This window comes from Granulosicoccus sp. 3-233, from assembly GCF_052681095.1.
This window is the reverse complement of record NZ_JBQYLE010000007.1, coordinates 292,240-309,966: the sequence shown is the minus strand read 5'-3', so window position 1 is coordinate 309,966 and position 17,727 is coordinate 292,240. Positions and strand designations below refer to the sequence as shown.

General features: G+C 59.6%; 17 protein-coding genes. 10 read left to right on the top strand and 7 right to left on the bottom strand.

Going from position 1 to position 17,727, the window contains the following annotated elements; genetic code table 11:
* Positions 1-23: 23 nt before the first annotated feature.
* The 6 genes from ACUNV4_RS19215 to ACUNV4_RS19190 form a co-directional block, all read right to left on the bottom strand.
* Positions 24-947: an ABC transporter permease gene (locus tag ACUNV4_RS19215; protein ID WP_430880221.1), complete on the bottom strand. Its 924-nt coding sequence runs from the start codon at positions 945-947 to the stop codon at positions 24-26.
* Positions 947-2,014 (bottom strand): ABC transporter permease, encoded by a 1,068-nt coding sequence (locus ACUNV4_RS19210; protein ID WP_430880220.1) that lies wholly within the window; start codon positions 2,012-2,014, stop codon positions 947-949. Before ACUNV4_RS19210 ends, ACUNV4_RS19215 begins: the two co-directional genes overlap by 1 nt.
* Positions 2,014-3,543, bottom strand: coding sequence for an ABC transporter ATP-binding protein (locus ACUNV4_RS19205; RefSeq protein ID WP_430880219.1), 1,530 nt, complete (start codon positions 3,541-3,543; stop codon positions 2,014-2,016). The genes ACUNV4_RS19210 and ACUNV4_RS19205 overlap by 1 nt, the downstream gene beginning before the upstream one ends.
* On the bottom strand, positions 3,540-4,181 hold the full coding sequence (locus ACUNV4_RS19200; protein WP_430880218.1) for a glutathione S-transferase family protein: 642 nt from the start codon (positions 4,179-4,181) through the stop codon (positions 3,540-3,542). The genes ACUNV4_RS19205 and ACUNV4_RS19200 overlap by 4 nt, the downstream gene beginning before the upstream one ends.
* A 36-nt stretch (positions 4,182-4,217) precedes the next feature.
* A complete protein-coding gene (locus tag ACUNV4_RS19195) occupies positions 4,218-6,029 on the bottom strand; it encodes a PDR/VanB family oxidoreductase (RefSeq protein ID WP_430880217.1) in 1,812 nt (603 codons plus the stop codon).
* Between the two features lie 187 nt (positions 6,030-6,216).
* Positions 6,217-7,074 carry a hypothetical protein gene (locus ACUNV4_RS19190; protein WP_430880216.1) on the bottom strand — a complete coding sequence of 286 codons (858 nt, stop codon included), beginning with the start codon at positions 7,072-7,074 and terminating at the stop codon, positions 6,217-6,219.
* A 351-nt stretch (positions 7,075-7,425) separates the two neighbouring features.
* On the opposite strand from ACUNV4_RS19190, the gene ACUNV4_RS19185 reads away from it, so the two are divergent.
* The 10 genes from ACUNV4_RS19185 (at position 7,426) to ACUNV4_RS19140 (ending at position 15,923) form a co-directional block, all read left to right on the top strand.
* Positions 7,426-8,667 (top strand): GAF domain-containing sensor histidine kinase, encoded by a 1,242-nt coding sequence (locus ACUNV4_RS19185; RefSeq protein ID WP_430880215.1) that lies wholly within the window; start codon positions 7,426-7,428, stop codon positions 8,665-8,667.
* Positions 8,664-9,401, top strand: a complete 738-nt coding sequence (locus ACUNV4_RS19180) for a response regulator (RefSeq protein WP_430880214.1) — start codon at positions 8,664-8,666, stop codon at positions 9,399-9,401. The genes ACUNV4_RS19185 and ACUNV4_RS19180 overlap by 4 nt, the downstream gene beginning before the upstream one ends.
* 277 nt (positions 9,402-9,678) lie before the next feature.
* On the top strand, positions 9,679-9,888 hold the full coding sequence (locus ACUNV4_RS19175) for a tautomerase family protein (RefSeq protein ID WP_430880213.1): 210 nt from the start codon (positions 9,679-9,681) through the stop codon (positions 9,886-9,888).
* On the top strand, positions 9,885-10,772 hold the full coding sequence (locus tag ACUNV4_RS19170; protein WP_430880212.1) for an SMP-30/gluconolactonase/LRE family protein: 888 nt from the start codon (positions 9,885-9,887) through the stop codon (positions 10,770-10,772). Before ACUNV4_RS19175 ends, ACUNV4_RS19170 begins: the two co-directional genes overlap by 4 nt.
* A 64-nt stretch (positions 10,773-10,836) precedes the next feature.
* On the top strand, positions 10,837-12,036 hold the full coding sequence (locus ACUNV4_RS19165) for an ABC transporter substrate-binding protein (protein WP_430880211.1): 1,200 nt from the start codon (positions 10,837-10,839) through the stop codon (positions 12,034-12,036).
* 141 nt (positions 12,037-12,177) lie between these two features.
* Positions 12,178-13,074 carry a branched-chain amino acid ABC transporter permease gene (locus ACUNV4_RS19160; RefSeq protein WP_430880210.1) on the top strand — a complete coding sequence of 299 codons (897 nt, stop codon included), beginning with the start codon at positions 12,178-12,180 and terminating at the stop codon, positions 13,072-13,074.
* The gene (locus ACUNV4_RS19155) at positions 13,071-13,991 is read left to right on the top strand and encodes a branched-chain amino acid ABC transporter permease (protein WP_430880209.1); all 921 of its coding nucleotides are present in this window, start codon (positions 13,071-13,073) and stop codon (positions 13,989-13,991) included. Before ACUNV4_RS19160 ends, ACUNV4_RS19155 begins: the two co-directional genes overlap by 4 nt.
* On the top strand, positions 13,988-14,743 hold the full coding sequence (locus ACUNV4_RS19150; RefSeq protein ID WP_430880208.1) for an ABC transporter ATP-binding protein: 756 nt from the start codon (positions 13,988-13,990) through the stop codon (positions 14,741-14,743). The genes ACUNV4_RS19155 and ACUNV4_RS19150 overlap by 4 nt, the downstream gene beginning before the upstream one ends.
* Complete coding sequence (locus ACUNV4_RS19145) at positions 14,730-15,434, top strand: ABC transporter ATP-binding protein (RefSeq protein ID WP_430880207.1); 705 nt, start codon at positions 14,730-14,732, stop codon at positions 15,432-15,434. The genes ACUNV4_RS19150 and ACUNV4_RS19145 overlap by 14 nt, the downstream gene beginning before the upstream one ends.
* Before the next feature lie 30 nt (positions 15,435-15,464).
* Complete coding sequence (locus ACUNV4_RS19140) at positions 15,465-15,923, top strand: OsmC family protein (protein WP_430880206.1); 459 nt, start codon at positions 15,465-15,467, stop codon at positions 15,921-15,923.
* An 88-nt stretch (positions 15,924-16,011) separates the two neighbouring features.
* Here ACUNV4_RS19140 and ACUNV4_RS19135 read toward each other — a convergent pair whose 3' ends face one another.
* Positions 16,012-17,724, bottom strand: coding sequence for a potassium channel family protein (locus tag ACUNV4_RS19135; protein ID WP_430880205.1), 1,713 nt, complete (start codon positions 17,722-17,724; stop codon positions 16,012-16,014).
* Positions 17,725-17,727: the final 3 nt, after the last annotated feature.

Here is a 17,727-nt window from a genome sequence, read left to right as displayed (position 1 = left end):
CGGTGATACAAGCGGTGGCAGGTTCAGGCACTGCGATGCCAGCTCTGCCCCAGAGAGGCCGGATGGTTCAGTCGGATCAGTCGTGGGTTGCGCGACATGATGACCAGAATGACAATGGTGATGATGTAGGGCAAGGCGGAGAGCAGCTGCGAAGGGATGGAGTAGCTCTGCCCTTGTATGAACAGTTCCAGCAGAGAGACAGCGCCGAACAGATAGGCACCAACGGCAATACGCAAAGGCCGCCACATGCCGAACACCACCAGAGCCACGACAATCCAGCCGCGACCGGCGACCAGGCCTTCTGCCCACAGAGGGGTATACGACAGAGTCAGATAGGCGCCACCGAGACCGGCCATGGCGCCGCCGAACAGAATGGCCAGGAAGCGGATCAGAATGACCGGATAGCCGATGGCACTGGCGGCATCGGGCGATTCACCCACGGCGCGAATGATCAGGCCGAGCCGTGTATGGCTCAGCACCCACCACACCAGAAAGATCAAGCCGATACCCACATAGAGCATGGGATCGTGGGAAAACAGTACATCACCGAAAAATGGCAGTTCGGCCAGATAGCCCATATCCAGATCCGAGATGGCCTTGATGGTCTGACCTTCGTGGTTCTTGCCGATGAGCACGGAAAAGCCGAGACCGAGTATGCCGACAGCCAATCCGGCTGCCACCTGGTTGGCCAGAAAGAACAGAACCAGTATCGCAAACACCGATGACAGGATGGCGCTGCCCAACGCGGCCATGGCAAAACCACCGATGTAGGAACCGCTGGCTGTGGTCACGGCAAAACCGGTGGCTGCACCGATGGCCATCATGCCTTCGATGCTGAGATTCAGTACACCGGCCTTTTCGACCACGGCTTCACCCATGGCAGCGAACAGCAGGGGAGTGGCCGCCGCCAGGGTGCCGGCGAGCAGGAATATGAGGGAGTCGAGCATCAGTGTCTGATCTCCACTTTCTGCAGGCGGTGATTGGCAAACAGGTAGCAGGCGAGATAGAAGACCAGCAGCATGCCCTGAAAGATGGTGGCAGAAGAGTTGGGCAGACCCACTGATACCAGCGACATGTCCCCGCCAACATAGATCAGGGCCATGAAGAAGGCGGCGAATACAATGCCAACCGGATGCAAGCCTCCCAGAAAGGCAACGATGATCGCCGCGAAGCCGTAGCCGGGTGAGATGCTTCGCTGCAGCAGACCCAGCGGACCTGCCACCTCGCCCACACCGGCCATGCCGGCGGCAGCTCCCCCGATCAGCAATCCCAGCCAGACGGCCTTCTTCTCGGAAAAACCGGCATAGCGGGCAGCCTGGGGTGCCAGCCCACCGATCAGCAGCTTGTAGCCGGACAGGCTGCGCTGGACGAAGATCCAGGCAAGGATCGTGGCGCCGAAGGACAGGTAGAGAGAGTTGTTGACCCGGGTGTGCTCCAGCAGTGGTGCAAACATGGCCGCATCACTGAACAGGGCCGATTGCGGAAAGCTCAATCCCATTGGATCGCGCAATGGACCGCTGACCAGGTAATAGAGCAATTGCAGTGCAATGCTCGACAACATGAAGGTCACCAGAATCTCGTTGGCGTTGTACGAGGTGCGTAGCCAGGCGGCGATACCTGCCCAGGCGGCACCCGCAAGAGTGCCGATGCACACCATGGCTGGCAGCAGCCAGACAGATTCCGTGGAGTCAAAATGCAAGGCGAGAGCCGACGCTGCCATGGCACCGGCCAGCAGCTGACCCTCGGCGCCGATATTCCAGACGCGTGCCCGGAAACCGATGGCCAGACCCTGGGCAATCAGCAGCAGTGGGCCAGTCTTGAGAAGGACCTCCCCGATGCCGTAGCGTGTGCTCAGCGGTTCGATGAAGAAGGCATGAAAGGCTGCCAGAGAGCTCTTGCCCAGCAGGCTGAACAATACGGAACCGGCCAGCAGGGTCAGGGTGATCGCTGCCAGTGGCACCAGCAGCTGGGCACGCAAGGAGGTCTCTGTTCGTGCAACGAGTCGATAGGCCATCAGTGATCAGAGGCTCCGGTAATCGTCTCTTGCAGGAATTCACCGCTCATCCAGCGGCCGATCTGCGTGGTACTGGTATCTCGCGTGGTGAGAGAGGGCGACAGATGACCATCGAACATGACATACAGCCGATCGCTGATCTCGAACAGTTCTTCCAGTTCCTCGGAGACCACCAGCACGGCGGCACCACTGTCCCGCAGTTGCAGCAGGGCACGACGAATATTGCTTGCAGCGCCCACATCCATCCCCCAGGTGGGCTGCGACAGGACCAGCAGGCTCGGTTGCAAGGCAATCTCCCGACCGACGATGAACTTCTGCAGATTGCCGCCCGACAGACTGCCTGCCAGTGACTGTTCACCGCCACAGCGCACATCGTGGTTGCTGATGCACTGGCGGGCAAACTTGCGTGCAGCACCGAAGCGGATCATGCCCAACCGGGTGAGGCCGTGACGGTAGGCGGTCAACAGGCCATTGAGTGACAGACTGAGTTCGGGCACGGCGCCTCGGCCAAGCCGTTCTTCGGGAACAAAGCCCAGACCCTTCGCCCGGCGTTGCAGTGGGTCGAGCCGGTCGACGCGGGTGTCGTCGATGCGCAGTTCGCCGGCATGGTGGATGCTGTGCAGTTCCTCACCGGAGACCAGTCGCATCAGTTCGTTCTGACCATTACCGGAGACACCGGCAATACCGACTATCTCACCGGGTGAAACGCGCAGGGAAATGCCTTTCAGAACGGTGCCGAATGGGTCGGTCGGTACATGGTCGAGTGACTGTATCAGCAGTCGGTTGGCGTCCCCGGCATTGGCCGGTGCATGGGGTGGCGGTTCGATGGCGCGACCGATCATCAGGTTGGCCAGCGACTCATTGCTGTGACTGGCCGGATCGGTACTGGCCACAACCCGGCCGGCTCGCAGTACCGTGGCCTTGTCGCACAATTGGCGGATTTCCTCGAGCTTGTGACTGATATAGAGAATACTGCAACCCTCATCCCGCAGTCTGCGCAGGGTTTCGAACAGCTGCTGAACACCCTGGGGCGGAAGAACGGAGGTCGGTTCATCCATGATGAGCAGTTTCGGATTCTGCAGAATGCAGCGAATGATCTCTACCCGTTGCCGTTCGCCCACCGACAGGGAGTGCACGACCGTGTCGGCCTTGATCGGCAGACCGAACCTGGCTCCGGTTTCCTCGACGCGCGCCGAGAGCTGTCGAATGGAGCCTTTCACGGCCAGGGAAATGTTCTGGGCAACCGTCAATGACTCGAACAGGGAAAAATGCTGGAACACCATGCCGATACCGAGCTGTCGTGCCTGTGCAGGACTCTTGATATGCACGGTCTGACCCTGCCACTGGATCTCGCCCTCATCCGGCTGGCTGACACCGTAGATGAGTTTCATCAGGGTGGATTTTCCAGCACCGTTTTCACCCAGAATGGCGTGGATCTCTCCGGGCTGGATATCCAGGTCGATACGATCGCTGGCAACCACAGCGGGATAGACCTTGGTGATCCCCCGCAGGCGCAGCAGCGCGCTCAAAGGCCGGGTCCTGCCGGGAACACACCCGGCATGACGACGAAGCCCGGAATGCGTTTCACACGGTCGGTCCAGCGACGGATCGCCGGGTAGTCGATGCGAGAGATACCGCCTTCTTCGGACAGCATGATGTAGGGAAAGCAGGCGATATCGGCAATGCTGGGAGAGGAGGCGGTCGCGATCCAGTCCTGCCGCTCCCGTTCCTGAAACCACAGGTGCTCATCGAGCACACGAAACAGGCGGTGTGCTGCGCTCCGGCAGGCATCGGCATCCAGTGGATGGAAGAAGCCATCGGCCAGCCGGGCACCGCCGGCCGAGGTAGTGATTGCATTGGCGAAGCACAGCCATTGCGTGACCGTCGCCAGTGTTCGCGGTTCCAGCAGGGGATACCAGTTGCCCCCGGTATCGTATTCGGTGGCCAGATAGACGAGGATGGCCTGGGAATCACGCAGGGTCAGGTCACCATCCTGAAGCACCGGCAACTCGCCCAGCGGGTTGATGGCCAGAAACGCTTCCCGGCGATGCTCTGCTGCCGGGTAGAACTCGATGGCGTGCTTCTCATGACGGATGCCCAGCATGCTCAGCAACAGCCGGATCTTGTAGCAATTGCCCGAGAGTTCGTAGTCGTACAGTGTCATCATGAGGGCGATTGTTGCAGGGTATCGTGCATGGTGTGGCTACAGGTCCAGGGTCAGCTTCTGCGAACGGGCGCGGGATACGCAGCTCATCAGGCAATCCCCACGCGCCTTCTCGGTCTCGCTCAGGTAGACATCCTGATGATCCGGCGTGCCGTCGAGCACGGCGACGCGGCAGGTGCCGCAAGCGCCCTGTTCACAGGACGAAGGCAGGGTGACGCCGTTTTCGCGTAACACGCTCAACAGACTCTGCCCGGCTGGCACGTTCAGGCTCAGACCGGAGCGAGCCAGGTCCACCTCGAATGCCAATGAATCATCACGTGCCTCCGGATTGCTGAAATACTCGAAATGCACATTGCGTTCGGGCCATTGGCAAGCAGCGGCTGTGTCGCGCGCGCATTGCAGCATGGGCGCAGGACCACACAGGTACAGATGCTGGTGCGCGTCCGGCGTGGCGAGTAGTTCTTCCAGCCTGGTGGCCGTCTGCGAGGGCGTCAGGCCGACATGGCATTGGTACTCACCGCTCATGGCCAGCAGCTCCGACCGGAACAGAAGCTCGGATTCCTGAGCCGCAAAGTGGTGCAGCGTGTAGGCGCGTCCCATGTGGTGCAAGGCTCTGGCCATGGCCAGCAGTGGCGTCAGGCCGATACCGCCGGCAATCAGGTGGGTGTGCTCGGCATCGCGTCGCAGGGTGAAATTGTTGCGGGGTACGGAGGTAGCCAGCAGGTCGCCGACTCGCAGATGCTCGTGCAGCGCCTGTGAGCCGCCACCGGAGCTGGCCTCGCGCTTGACGGCGATGGCGTAGTGATCGGTTTCTCCCGGTCCGTTGATGAGAGAGTACTGACGAACCAGGCCGTTGGGCAGCTGTACGTCGATATGAGCGCCGGGTTGCGCATTTGGTAGCTGCGACTCCGGCAGATCGCCCAGCGGCTCGAACCGAAATTGGCGGACGCTCGGACTTACCGATTCGATGCACGCGACACGTACACGCAGAGGGGTGCTGTCGCCGGAATGGCTCAATGCAGGTAGTGACGCCTGATTTTCGCTGACCGAGGGAATGATCGGTATCCAGGGGGCGGGCGTCGATTCATCTGCCAGCATGCTTTCCAGTTGGTCTCGGATGTTGCACAACAGACGATTGTGAAATCGCAACAGGTCGTTCAACGTCTGCGAATCCGTGTTGTGTTCATCGATGCCGCACAGAATGCCGCGGATGGTGGTACGGGCGGCGTCGACCGGTTGCAGGAAGAAGGCGATATCGGGAACAGGCGTCGACCCGGACTGGCTTCGGTCAGCGACACGCAGGATGATGGTGAAGCCATCCGGTGTGTCGGCACCATAACGCGGACTGCTGTCACCTGTTGCCGGTAACTGGGCTGTGTAGCCCTGGATCAGAGGCAGCAGCAGGTCCTGACTGGCGGCATTGACGGTGACCGCGCGTAGTGGCGTGAAAAAGGAGGTGTCCACGGTGGAGAGCACCGGCAATGGGCCCTCGGGCGACTCACCGCTCCAGACCAGACCGTATTGCTCCATCGCCGGGTAGGTGTTGTTGCAGATGGTACGCGCTGGAGCATCCGCCGGATGAGCCGGTATGTAGGTACAGCCCGCGGTGCGATTGGCGTAGCGCCAGCCGTGATACTGACACAGCAGTTCGGTACCATCGTTGATGCCAATGGAGAGTCGCACGCCGCGATGCAAGCAGCGATTCTCCCAGGCATTGACGTTGTCGTCGTCGGCGCGCCACAGTGCCAGCTCCCGTCCCAGAATCTGGGCATGGAAGACATGACGTGGCACGAGATCCGATGATGCTGCAATCGGGTGCCAGAGATAACGAGCTGCTTCAAGATCGATCATACGGCACTGAATTGGAGCATGTTCCGGGTAGTTTGGCGGGTTCGGGAAATTCTCGAACAGCTATCTAGGTAACCAGAAATCGGCGCCTGAATCAATGGGAATCTGTCGTCGATCCGGCACGACAGATTCGGTTCGACAGCCTGACTGCGGCGCTTGCGGCGCGCGGCTGGAGGGTTCAGTCGAGGGCTCAGGCCGCCGCCGGGATGACCCCGTATTGCAGACCCTTGGCGCGCAACCAGCGTCGATAGACGATTGCCGCCTTGTCGGCACGAATGGGGGTTTCGGCTCTGGGGTCCAGTGGCAGGCGTTTGGGTAGCTGGTTCTCCAGAATGGGTTTGTCCTGGCCGAAGATGGTCTGCTGGAACAGACGAATGTCCAGATCACTGCTCTGGCTGTCGATGACACTGACCAGGGCGTGGGCCCGGACGGTTTCTTCATCCACCGGCTGCAGAAACAGGGCGATGACATCCAGGCGGGATTCGTCCGTGGGGCAGGACTTGTATAAGACGCCGCAGTAGGGGTGCGGTACCCGATAGATGTAGTCGGCCATGATGCCACCACTGGCACCTGCGGCGGCCTGGGGCTGATAGAAGATGCATTCGGTGGCCAGAATCTCGTCTCGTTCCTCGTTCAATTCAACGCGGTACTCACGCACTTCGGTGTGTGGTTCGACACCCAGAATGCCGGTATGCACGAACGGAAAATGTCCCATGTCCAGAAAATTCTCGACGGCGCGGGGTGCGGAGACTCGAACGCCCACCGTGGCCGCACAGACGTTGCGTCGGTCAGGTTCTGCGTATTCAGGGAGATCGAAAAGCGGTCTGGCCGGCGTGCCGAGACAGGTCCAGGCATAACCGTAGGCCTGTGTCACCGGCAAGGGGCGATCTCCGTCAAATACCGCCACCTGATTGCCGGCATCCTTGCGGTAGCGAAGCGCTTGACCCAGTAGCCGGGTGTGCTGATCGCTCGATGGCGGAATATCCTCGATGGCAGCCAGTGGATGCCAGAGCCCGAGGGCCACGGGGTCGCTACAGGGAGTGCTCATCGTAGGCTGTCAGACGGTCGGCAACAGGAAGATTTCAGACTGTGCCAACTGGTCTGGCATCTGTCAAACACTGTCGACCAGCCCGCATCAACAGGGCAGGGCCGCTCTGCGGGTTCCCGCAAGAGTTTGGCGTAAACTACGCTTTACCACCAGAGTCCGAGCTGTGACTCTGCGTACTCGCGCCGTGTTGGGTGGTGCTCGCAGCAGCTGCACGAGCCTGTCGACGATGACGAGTGCTGCCGCCGAAGGCAGATGTCCTGTCGTTTTCACTGTCTGAACGAGGTATTGGCACCATTGTCCGGAAAGCTGACAAGCGCACGAAGGTCCTCGCAGGACGACAGGCAGAGTACCTTGCCCGATCCTGCCCAGGCACTGGCCTGCTTTCTGTCGATTGCCCGCACCATTGCCGGGCCGACGGAATATGACACGGTTCTCAGAAATTTCGCTAACGGTTTGCGCAGCCTCATACCGCATGATCATCTCGACATCGTCCTTCTGCATGCCTCGGGTATCCAGATCTGCTACGAGGCCAGATTGCACACGTCCTGGAGCCAGTTGAAAAACCGTCTGAAGCCCACCGAGTGCAGTCCGATTCGAGACGTCCTGTGGGGGAATGCGGACCATATCCTGACCGACGATGCCTGGCAGGATGATCGCTTTCATTTCGACGGGGCGGATAATGCCCCCATTTTCGAGGCGAATCTGCACAGCCGGATCATCGTTCCCCTGCGGGTCAAGGGCGAGATCACCGGCTCGCTGGCCATCAGCAGTCATCGCACGGCGCAATATGACGAGCGCCTGGTGGAGATCGCCCAGGGAGCCGCTGATCTGGTCGCCGCCTATCTGTTCGCGCTGGAGCGAGGTCGTGAAGCGCGGGATGCGGCGGTCGCTGAGAGTGAAGCGCGCGGCCGTGAGGAAGCCTTGCGTCTGGGGGCCCAGAATCTGACCGAAGGCATGGAGCAGGAGCGACAACGTCTGGGGATGGACCTGCACGATCAGACCTTGGCCGATCTGGCCAGGCTCTCGCGACGACTGGCCAAGGTGCGATCCGCCGGGCGATTTGATGAAGAGATGCTGCTCTCGATCGAACACGATCTGGAGAACAGTCTGGTGGAGCTGCGAGGGATTGTCGAAGACATGAAACCCGGCGTGTTGCAGTTGTTCGGTTTTGCCGATGCCATCGAGGCGCATCTGCAGCGCTGTACTGCCAATCTGAAGTCCGCAGTGGAGACCCAGCTGATCGATGCCAGCCGGGGGATTGTCGACACCCTGCCCGAGTCGGTCACCGTGTCGCTGTATCGGATGGTTCAGGAAGCGATCAACAATGCGGTGAAACACGCCGAGGCGCGTCGTATCGAGGTACAGCTTGTGGTGGAGGCGCCGTGTCTGTATATCCGCATACGCGATGATGGCATCGGCATCGCCAGCCCTGAACATGTCCAGCACGGTGGCATCGCCAACATCCACACCCGCGCGGCGCTGGTCTTTGCCACGGTCAGCATCACGCAAGTCGACCAGGGCTGCGGTACACAGGTGGAGCTCTGCATGCCGTTGCCTGCCGACATGCTCGAGACGCTGGAGGTTGCCCGGTGAGTCTGCTCATCGCGGAGGACGATGCCCTGCATCGCACATTTCTGAAATCGATCGCTCTGACGGTTCTGCCCGATCTGCAGCATGTCGAGGAAACGGCCGATGGTGCCGAGGCCATGCGCAGCTTCGACCGCTACCACCACGATCGCGTGATTCTCGACTTGCAGATGCCGAAGGTCACCGGCGTGGATGTTGCCAGACATATCTGGCGCTGCCGACCGGAGACACGGATTCTGTTCTGGTCGAACTATGCCGAAGAGGCCTACATTCGGGGCATCACGCGCATCGTGCCGGAACAGGCAGTCTACGGCTATATTCTGAAGTCCGCCTCCGAGGATCGCCTGCATCTGGCTATCCAGGGCGTGTTTCTCGAGGAGCAATGCATCGTGGACAGGGAAGTGCGCGGTGTTCAGCGTCGCAGTCGTGATCAGCATGCCGGCTTGTCGGAGTGCGAATACGAGGCACTGGTGGATCTGAGTCTGGGCCTGACCGACAAGGTCATGGCAGCCCGGCGCAATGTCTCGCTGCGAGGTGCTCAGAGTCGTCTGCAACAGTTGTATCTGAAGCTGGGTCTGGATCGTTCCGAGATTCCTTCCGGAACTCACGGCCCCTGCTACAACGCGCGGACGCGGGCTGTCTTTCTGGCCATGTCGCGCGGCCTGCTGAACTCGGACTCGCTGAAGAACGAGGATGCCTTGCTGCAGGAATGGTTCAGGCGCGAGGGGCGACAGGACTGAGTTTGCGTGGCGGTACGCGGACGGTGCCAGCGTTGCTGATGTTGTTGCAGCTTCGTCGAGTCAACGCAAGCCGGACCGCTTCGAATCGAGCAGGGTGCGGCTCAATGCAGCTCAGGCCCCTACACCCATGGCCGAGCAACACCTGCGGGTTCCCGCAGCCGATGTGCGGCCTTCCGTGCATAGTCTGCGTACCTCTGCGTATACCGCCAGAACGTCATCCGTAGACTGCTGGCAACCGAACAGATTCCGGTTCGGCAACCACGTATCGGAGAGCGCCATGCCATTTGTGAACATTCGAATTGTCAAGGAAGTCATTGCTGCAGATCCGGTGGGAATCAAGGCAAGAATCAATGAGGACGTGACACGATCCATCGCTGAGGCTGCAGGAATTCCCGCCAGCAATGTCTGGATCGTATTCGATGAAGTGTCCGAATCCGACTGGTTTTCCGGGGGTCAACGCGTCAAGGAACTCAGGGCGCAATCGTGAGTGCTCAGATACGCGATGAACGCTTCCGCGAGATGATCGGCGATACGGTTGAGCTGGAAAGACTGGCCGGTGGATTCACGTTCACCGAGGGGCCCATCTGGCATACGCAAGAGCATCATCTGACCTTTTCGGACATGCCGGCCGATCACATGCGTCGCTGGTCGCCGAGTACCGGTGTGACCACCTTGCGCCAACCCAGCAACATGGCCAACGGCAATGCCTACGATGCACAGGGTCGTATGCTCACCTGCGAGCATGCCACCAGTCGCGTCACCCGCACCGAAGCCGATCAATCCATCACGGTGCTTGCTTCGCATTACGATGGGCAGGAGTTGAACAGCCCCAATGACATCGTGGTGCGTCGAGATGGTCTGGTGTTCTTCACCGATCCCACCTATGGGCGTATGGAGTTCTTCGGTGTCCCTCGAGAACCGGAGTTGTCATTCCGCGGAGTCTATTGCGTGAAGCCTGACGGTAGCGGCCTGTCCTTGCTGGCTGATGATTTCGCACAACCCAATGGCCTGTGCCTGTCGCTCGATCAGCAGCGTCTCTATGTCAACGATACCGAGCGGTCCCATGTGCGCGTGTTCGACGTGAACGCACAGGGTGACGCCAGTGGTGGTGATGTCTGGGTGACCCTTGACGGGGAAGCCGAAGGTCATCCGGACGGCATGAAGATCGATTCCCTCGGCAATCTCTACTGCACGGGCCCCGGGGGAGTGCATGTGTTCACACCGGATGGGGTTTGTCTCGGGGTCATTCTGATGGCCGAGCTGACCGCGAACTTCACCTGGGGGGGTGAGGATCTGCGACAACTGTTCTTTACCTCATCCACCTCGTTGTACCGCTGCGAAACGCGCACTGCAGGTCTGCCGGCTTTCTGAAATTGCTGGCAGGCGCTGGCGCGAGCTCAGCATCAATATCCTTATAATAATGGAGGAAAATACCATGTCGAAGAAAACGACAGCACTTCTCGTGTGCGCCGCAGTTACCGCTGCGATGGCGTCACATCCCGCCCTGGCGGAGGAGCAGGAAATCAGGATAGGCGCTCTGTATGCCACTTCTGGACCCTGTCTGATATTTGGTGAGTCGGCACTCAAGGGGCACCAGATGCTCGTTGACAAGGTCAATGCCGAAGGCGGCATTGATGGGCGCAAGGTGGTCACGGTTCATCGGGATTCGAAATGCAACCCTGCAGAGGCCACGGCTGCTGCCCGTGACATGATTGCCAAGGACGGGGTGGATTTCCTGGTCGGTGGCATCAGCTCTTCGGAAGGGCAGGCGATTTCGGAAGTGGCCAAACAGGAAGGCGTGATCTATGTCGCGTCGATTCCCAAGACCACCGAAATGACAAGCCCCGAGTATTTTCACCGACATCTTTTCCGGGCAGCTGCCAATACCAATACCGAAGGAAAATCGGCAGCCATCATTGTCGACAAGCTGGGCTGGGACAAGGTCTGTACCCTGCTGCTGGACTACTCCTATGGCTACAGTCTCGATGAATCCTTCACGGCCCATCTGCAGAAGATTCGCCCTGATGCGCAGATCATCAATCAGGAGTGGCCCAAGTTCGGTACCACAGACTACACCGCCTATATCACCAAGACCATGGGGGCCGGTTGTGACGGGGTGTTCTCCAATATCTGGGGTGGCATCTTCCCCGCCTTTGCCAAACAGGCCAAACCGTTCGGCTTCTTCGATCAGCTGGAATTCGTCAGTGCCGGCGAAGTGGGTGCCCCGCTGGTATCCGAGAACATGGGCAAGGACATGCCGGCAGGCATCTGGACCAACAGCTACGAGCTCTTCTACTACCCGGATACTCCTGAGCACAACGCCTATGTGAAGGAGCTGAAGGCCTATCTGGGTAGCGAGCATCCGCCATCCTGGCCCAGTACCGGTTATATCGCGGCCAAATGGGTTCTGGAAGGTGTCCGGGCCGCGGGCGATGTGAACGCGGATGCCGTGATTGCCGCGCTTGAAGGCTTGACCATCGATACGCCCATTGGCAAGCAGACCATGCGCGCATCCGACCATCAGGCCAATCGGGGGCAATTCTGGGGGCAGATGAGTGACTCGGAAGATGAGAGCTACCCCTTCAAGGTTCTGAATCCGGTCGAGTATGTGCCGGCCGACGACCTGATGGACTGACCGCTGCCCCGGGGTCAGACCCCGGGGTAAACACTCGGTGCCGGCGCGATGATCATCGCGCCGCTCCCCGCGGGCCAGCGGCGACCACTTGTCGCTGCTCCCCCTGCCTATACGGTCAAGCAACCATCGGAGTGCCTGTACATGTTCGACAATCCGGTTCTACTTTTCATCCAGCTGATGAACGGACTATCGCTGGGGATGAATCTGTTCATCATCTCGTCAGGACTGACGCTGATTCTGGGTGTGCTACGCGTCTTGAATTTCGCCCATGGTGCCTTCTTCATGCTGGGCGGCTATGTCTGCTTCACGCTGGTCGGCGCCTTTGACATGAGCCCCATGGGATTCTGGCTGGCGGTCATCGGTTCTGCGCTGGCCTTGGGTGCGCTCGCCTGGATCATCGAGCGCCTGATGCTGCGTCATCTCTATCATCGGGATCACCTGTATCAATTGCTCTTCACCTATGCATTGGTGCTGCTCATTGGCGACCTGGTCAAGGTTGGCTGGGGTAGTTCGGTTCTGTCGGTGTCGTTCCCGCCGGGTCTGGACGGTGCCACCAATCTGGGTGTGGCCTACTACCCGAGCTATCGTCTCCTGCTGTGTGTCATCGGGGTGCTGGTGGGGCTGGGCTTGTGGTATTTCGTCAATCGAACCCGGGCTGGGCGACTGGTCAGGGCGGCGCGGCAGGATCGCGAGATGCTGGAGTCTCTGGGCATCAATGTCGGGCGCATCTATCTGTGGGTGTTCGTGGCCGGTTCTGCAATAGCCGGCATGGGCGGGGCGCTGGCCGCACCCGCGATCGCGCTGGCACCGGGCATGGATGCCGAGATCGTCGTGGAGTGCTTCATCATCGCCATCATCGGTGGTCTGGGAAGTCTTGGTGGGGCCTTTCTCGGTTCCCTGATACTGGGCTTGCTCAACGCCTTCGGCGTCTTGCTGATACCCGAGTTCGAGATAGTGCTCATCTATCTGATGATGGTGCTGGTGCTGTTGATACGCCCCTGGGGGCTGTTGGGCAAACCCGAGGCGGGCTATCGATGAACAAGTCAATTACGGGAGCGGCTTTGCTGGTATTGCTACTGGCGCTGGTGCCGCTGGCAGGGAGTCGTTATCTGATCTATCTGGTCATTGAAATACAGATATTCGCGCTGTTTGCGCTGAGTTTCAATCTGCTGCTGGGTTATGGCGGATTGATATCCTTCGGTCATGCCGCCTGGTTCTCGATAGGCGCCTACGCCAGCGCCATTCTGCTGACTACGCTGGGCTGGCCGTTTCTGCTTGCCTTTCCGGCGGCGGTGGCAGTGACCGCTCTGGCAGCGGCTCTCGTCGGCTACTTCTGCGTCAAGCTCACTGAAATCTATTTTTCCATGCTGACGCTGGCCTTCGGACAACTGGTCTGGGCCATCGCTTTCAAGTGGGTGAGTGTGACGGGGGGAGATACCGGATTCATCGGTGTGGCTGTGCCTGAATTTCTCGATTCACCGGTGCGCTTCTTCTATTTCTCTCTGTGTGTCGTTCTGCTGTGTGCCAGCGTATTGTGGGTCATCGTGCGTTCAGCCTATGGCATGACACTGGTGGCCACACGAGAGAACCGCAACCGTGCGGAATTCATCGGTGTCAATGTGCGCCGCGTGCAATTGGTGGCCTTCACGCTGGCCGGTACCTTTGCCGGTGTGGCCGGTGCCCTGTTTACCGTATTCAATCACTCGGTATTCGTGGAAACCGCCTGGTGGTCCACCTCCGCGGAAGTGATGATCATGTCGATTCTCGGCGGCGTGGGAAGCTTTGTTGGCCCCGTCATTGGTGCCGCCGTTCTGATCTTTCTGGATCGCACCGTCACCGAATACACGCAGTACTGGCCGTCGGTCATGGGCGTGATTCTACTGGCTGTCCTGTTTTTCATGCCAACGGGCATTGCCGGCTTCCTGAATCGACGTCGAGGAGGAACGCGACGATGAGTGTGCTGACGATCAACGATCTGGGCATGAATTTCAGTGGTTTTCAGGCATTGGACGGGATATCCCTGACATTGCAGGAAGGCGAAAGACACGCCATTCTCGGGCCTAACGGAGCGGGCAAGACGACCTTCTTCAACTGTCTGACGGGACAGATCATTCCCACCCGGGGAGTGGTCAGTTACAAGGGGCGCCGAATCACGGGGCTTTCGCCGAGTCGTATTGTCCGGCGTGGTATCGGGCGCTCCTTCCAGCGTATCAATATCTATCCGCAGATGAGTGTGTTCGAGAACGTGCAGGTCGCCATGATTGCTCACAAAGGCATGAGCTTTCGACTGTTTCGCAAGGCCGAAGCCTTGTTCCGGGAGGAGACCCTGCAGATGCTGGAACTGGTCAATCTCACCGAGGACGAGACCGTGACCGCCGGGCTGATGTCCTATGGCAAGCAGAAGCAGCTGGAGTTGGCCATAGCCCTGTGTTCCGAACCCGAACTGCTGTTGCTGGATGAACCCACGGCAGGTATGTCGCCGCAGGAGACGCTGGATTCAATTGCGCTGATTGCCGACATCGCCGAACAGCGGCAACTGACTCTGTTGTTCACCGAGCATGATATGCATGTGGTCTTCACCATCGCCGACCGGATCTCGGTTCTGCACCACGGCGAGCTGGTGGCCAGTGGCACGCCACAGGAGATTCGGGCCAACGACGATGTGCGCAGGATATACCTGGGAGGCTACGCTGATGACGCTGCTTGAGGTCGATGGAATACATACCTCCTATGGTATCTCGGACGTTCTGTTCGATATTTCGGTACGGGTCGAGGCGGGTGAGAGTGTTGGCCTTCTCGGACGCAATGGCGTGGGCAAGAGTACGACCATGCGCTCCATCATGGGTCTGACGCCGCCTTCGCAGGGAAGTGTCAGCTGGAAGGGGCAAAAGGTCAACGGCATGCCGACCTCCGACATTGCCCGTCTGGGAGTGGGTTTCGTGCCTGAGGACCGTCGGGTGTTTCCTGATCTGACGGTCTGGGAAAATCTGGATATTGCCAGGCGCATGCACGGTGATGCCGAGCAGTGGGATGAGCAAAAGGTGTACGCCCTGTTTCCCGAGCTGGAGCGATTCAGGGATCGTCGCGGTGGGCATCTGTCGGGTGGGCAGCAGCAGATGCTGACCATCGCCAGAAGTCTGATGGGCAACCCCGAATTGCTGTTGCTCGATGAACCATCCGAAGGGCTGGCGCCATTGGTGGTGGACAAGCTCAAGGAGCAGATTGCTGCCCTCCAGGCTGCAGGTCTGTCCCTGGTGCTTGCCGAACAGAACCTGAACTTCGTGCTGGATCTCAGTGATCGGGTTTACATCCTGGAAAAGGGTGAAGTGAAGTTCGAAGGCACATCCGATGAACTGCGCCAGTCACCCGAGTTGGTGTCGCGCTATCTGTCGGTCTGATGATCAACCTTATCCACAGGGAAACTATCCATGACTGTATCCATGCCTGATCTGTTCAGGATCGATGTCACGGCCGCTGCCGTGACCGCCGCACGCACCGACATGCTCGCCAGAGGTCATGTGGTGATTACCGATGAGCCCAAGGAACGCGGTGGTACCGATCTTCATGCCACGCCACTGGAGACCTTGCTGTCAGCGTTTCTGGGTTGCACCAATGTCATCACGCATTTCGTGGCCGGACAAATGGGTGTGAAGCTGCGCGACCTGAAGATGTCGGTCAGCGCGGATTTCGACACACGGGGCGTGTTCGGCAGGGCAGATGTGACGGTGCCTTTTCCGGATGTACGGCTGCGGGTCGAGCTCGACACGGATGCCAGTGAGGAGGCGGTGCAGCGCTTGCGTGAGCTGGTCGGCAGGAAGTGCCCAGTGTCGGTCATCCTGCGTCAGGCGGGATGCCGAATCGAGGAGCAGTGGGTGTTGGCAAAGTAGCCGATAGACAGCCTGCTGCATCGTTGCCGTTGCCGTTGCCGTTGTTGATGTTGATGTTGCCGATGCCGCTGGTCCTCGTCGCCTGATGTCAGGCTTGGCCGGACCAGCGAGCAAACCACTGGAACACCAGCCCACGAGGCTCTTCAACACCTGTGATCAGATAGTGCAGGGTGTAGGGATTGTTCAGGGTGGCTTGCAACAGTCTTTCGCTGCGCTCACTGCCGCAGAACAGGATGCCGTCGTCAGGCAAGACGACTTCGCTGTCAGCTGGCAGCATCAGCAGTTCCTGCCGTCGCCGGATGACCAGAGGCACACAAGGCAGCGTGCCTTCCGGACGGTCGGGGTGGCGAATCAGCTCTCCGAGCGTCAAGCGCTTGCCGGATTCGAGAAACTCCATGACGGCCGATGCGTCCTCGACGGTGATGGCGACCCGCCAGAGATGGGGGGAGTGCCCACCCACGGTTGTGCGCAGCCGCTGCACGATTGCTTCGGTTTGTTGATCTCGCTCGTAGAGATACTCGATCAGCTCCTGAATCAGCGGAGAAATGAGCGTTTTCAGGATGCGGCGTGCGGTGGTGAGGCTGGACTGCAGAATCAGATTGGCTTGTGCTGCATCGAAAGCCAGCTGGTTCTCGTGCTTGTTCTGACGAACGACCGTGAACGCCTCGGGATTCAGGTGACGGACACACACCAGTATGCCGAGATTGTCCGAATCACTGTCGGTGCCTGCCACGATACCGGCAGCCTGTTCGACACCAGCCTCTCTGAGCGTATCGTAGTCGGCATAACCACGAACGATACGTCCGGGGAATTCACAGGCAGTGACCTCCGGATCGATCACCACGGTCTCTATGCCATGACGTACCATTCGACTATGCAACTCCTGCCCCATGCGCCCATAGCCGCACAGGATCCAGATCCCGCGCGGTACATCCAGTGGATGCCCGAGACGCGCCCCCGGCACGCCAACCAGCCAGCTATTCAGGTTATGCAACAGTGGAGAGATGATGGCCATGTCCAGCAGTTCGGCGAATACGGCAAAAGGGTTGACGACCTGCACATCCTGCAAGGCGTTCAGATGCTTGCAGTGGCGCTCCGAGGTCGAGCGCGCGATGACCTTGACAGCGGGGTTCAGCAATTTGGCGACAATCGCTATCTGTCGATTGGCGTCTTCCTCATTGGTGAGTGCCACGACAGCCTTGCATTCCGGCTGTCTGACACCGGCATCGATCAGGTGGCGGGGGACGTCCGGGTGTGCACAGAGGCCCAGCATTCTGACGCGATAGTCGCGTACGGCAAAGGCCTTGATGCGTTCCGGATCGCGATCGAGCACGGTGGCTCGGCGGTGATGGTCGCTGAGCCCACGAGCCAACAGGCTGCCAGTATCACCAAAACCGCAGACGATGACGAACGGGTCTCGCAGCTGACGCACCCGCCGGGCGAAACCGTGTTCATTCACCGCCCGTGTGAAATGCGGATTCTGTACCAGACCGATGATGGAACCGATGGCATACAACCAGGCGATGGCGCCCATGTACAGGCAGAACACGGCCCACAGACGTTGCACATCGCTGAAGGCGTGCGGAATCTCACCAAAGCCGGTGGTGGTCGCGGTGTAGGTGAAGAAATAGAAGGCATGGAAGAGACTCATTTTCTCCGGATTGCCTTCGGCGTCCACCCCGGGGATCAGCGCCATCACGCTGATGCCGATGGCGTAGACGATGATCAGGGCGAATACCGGCTTGCGCATATGGCGCAATACCACCATGGTGACTCGGTCCAGATCGGAGGTCGAGGTCACGGG

What these genes read in the sequence shown, in the direction of transcription:
- ACUNV4_RS19175 (WP_430880213.1), top strand. Translation starts at nt 9,679, where the DNA reads ATGCCATTTGTGAACATTCGAATTGTCAAGGAAGTCATTGCTGCAGAT.
- ACUNV4_RS19195 (WP_430880217.1), bottom strand. Translation starts at nt 6,029, where the DNA reads ATGATCGATCTTGAAGCAGCTCGTTATCTCTGGCACCCGATTGCAGCA.
- ACUNV4_RS19160 (WP_430880210.1), top strand. Translation starts at nt 12,178, where the DNA reads ATGTTCGACAATCCGGTTCTACTTTTCATCCAGCTGATGAACGGACTA.
- ACUNV4_RS19140 (WP_430880206.1), top strand. Translation starts at nt 15,465, where the DNA reads ATGACTGTATCCATGCCTGATCTGTTCAGGATCGATGTCACGGCCGCT.
- ACUNV4_RS19145 (WP_430880207.1), top strand. Translation starts at nt 14,730, where the DNA reads ATGACGCTGCTTGAGGTCGATGGAATACATACCTCCTATGGTATCTCG.
- ACUNV4_RS19210 (WP_430880220.1), bottom strand. Translation starts at nt 2,014, where the DNA reads ATGGCCTATCGACTCGTTGCACGAACAGAGACCTCCTTGCGTGCCCAG.
- ACUNV4_RS19150 (WP_430880208.1), top strand. Translation starts at nt 13,988, where the DNA reads ATGAGTGTGCTGACGATCAACGATCTGGGCATGAATTTCAGTGGTTTT.
- ACUNV4_RS19215 (WP_430880221.1), bottom strand. Translation starts at nt 947, where the DNA reads ATGCTCGACTCCCTCATATTCCTGCTCGCCGGCACCCTGGCGGCGGCC.
- ACUNV4_RS19200 (WP_430880218.1), bottom strand. Translation starts at nt 4,181, where the DNA reads ATGATGACACTGTACGACTACGAACTCTCGGGCAATTGCTACAAGATC.
- ACUNV4_RS19190 (WP_430880216.1), bottom strand. Translation starts at nt 7,074, where the DNA reads ATGAGCACTCCCTGTAGCGACCCCGTGGCCCTCGGGCTCTGGCATCCA.
- ACUNV4_RS19155 (WP_430880209.1), top strand. Translation starts at nt 13,071, where the DNA reads ATGAACAAGTCAATTACGGGAGCGGCTTTGCTGGTATTGCTACTGGCG.
- ACUNV4_RS19165 (WP_430880211.1), top strand. Translation starts at nt 10,837, where the DNA reads ATGTCGAAGAAAACGACAGCACTTCTCGTGTGCGCCGCAGTTACCGCT.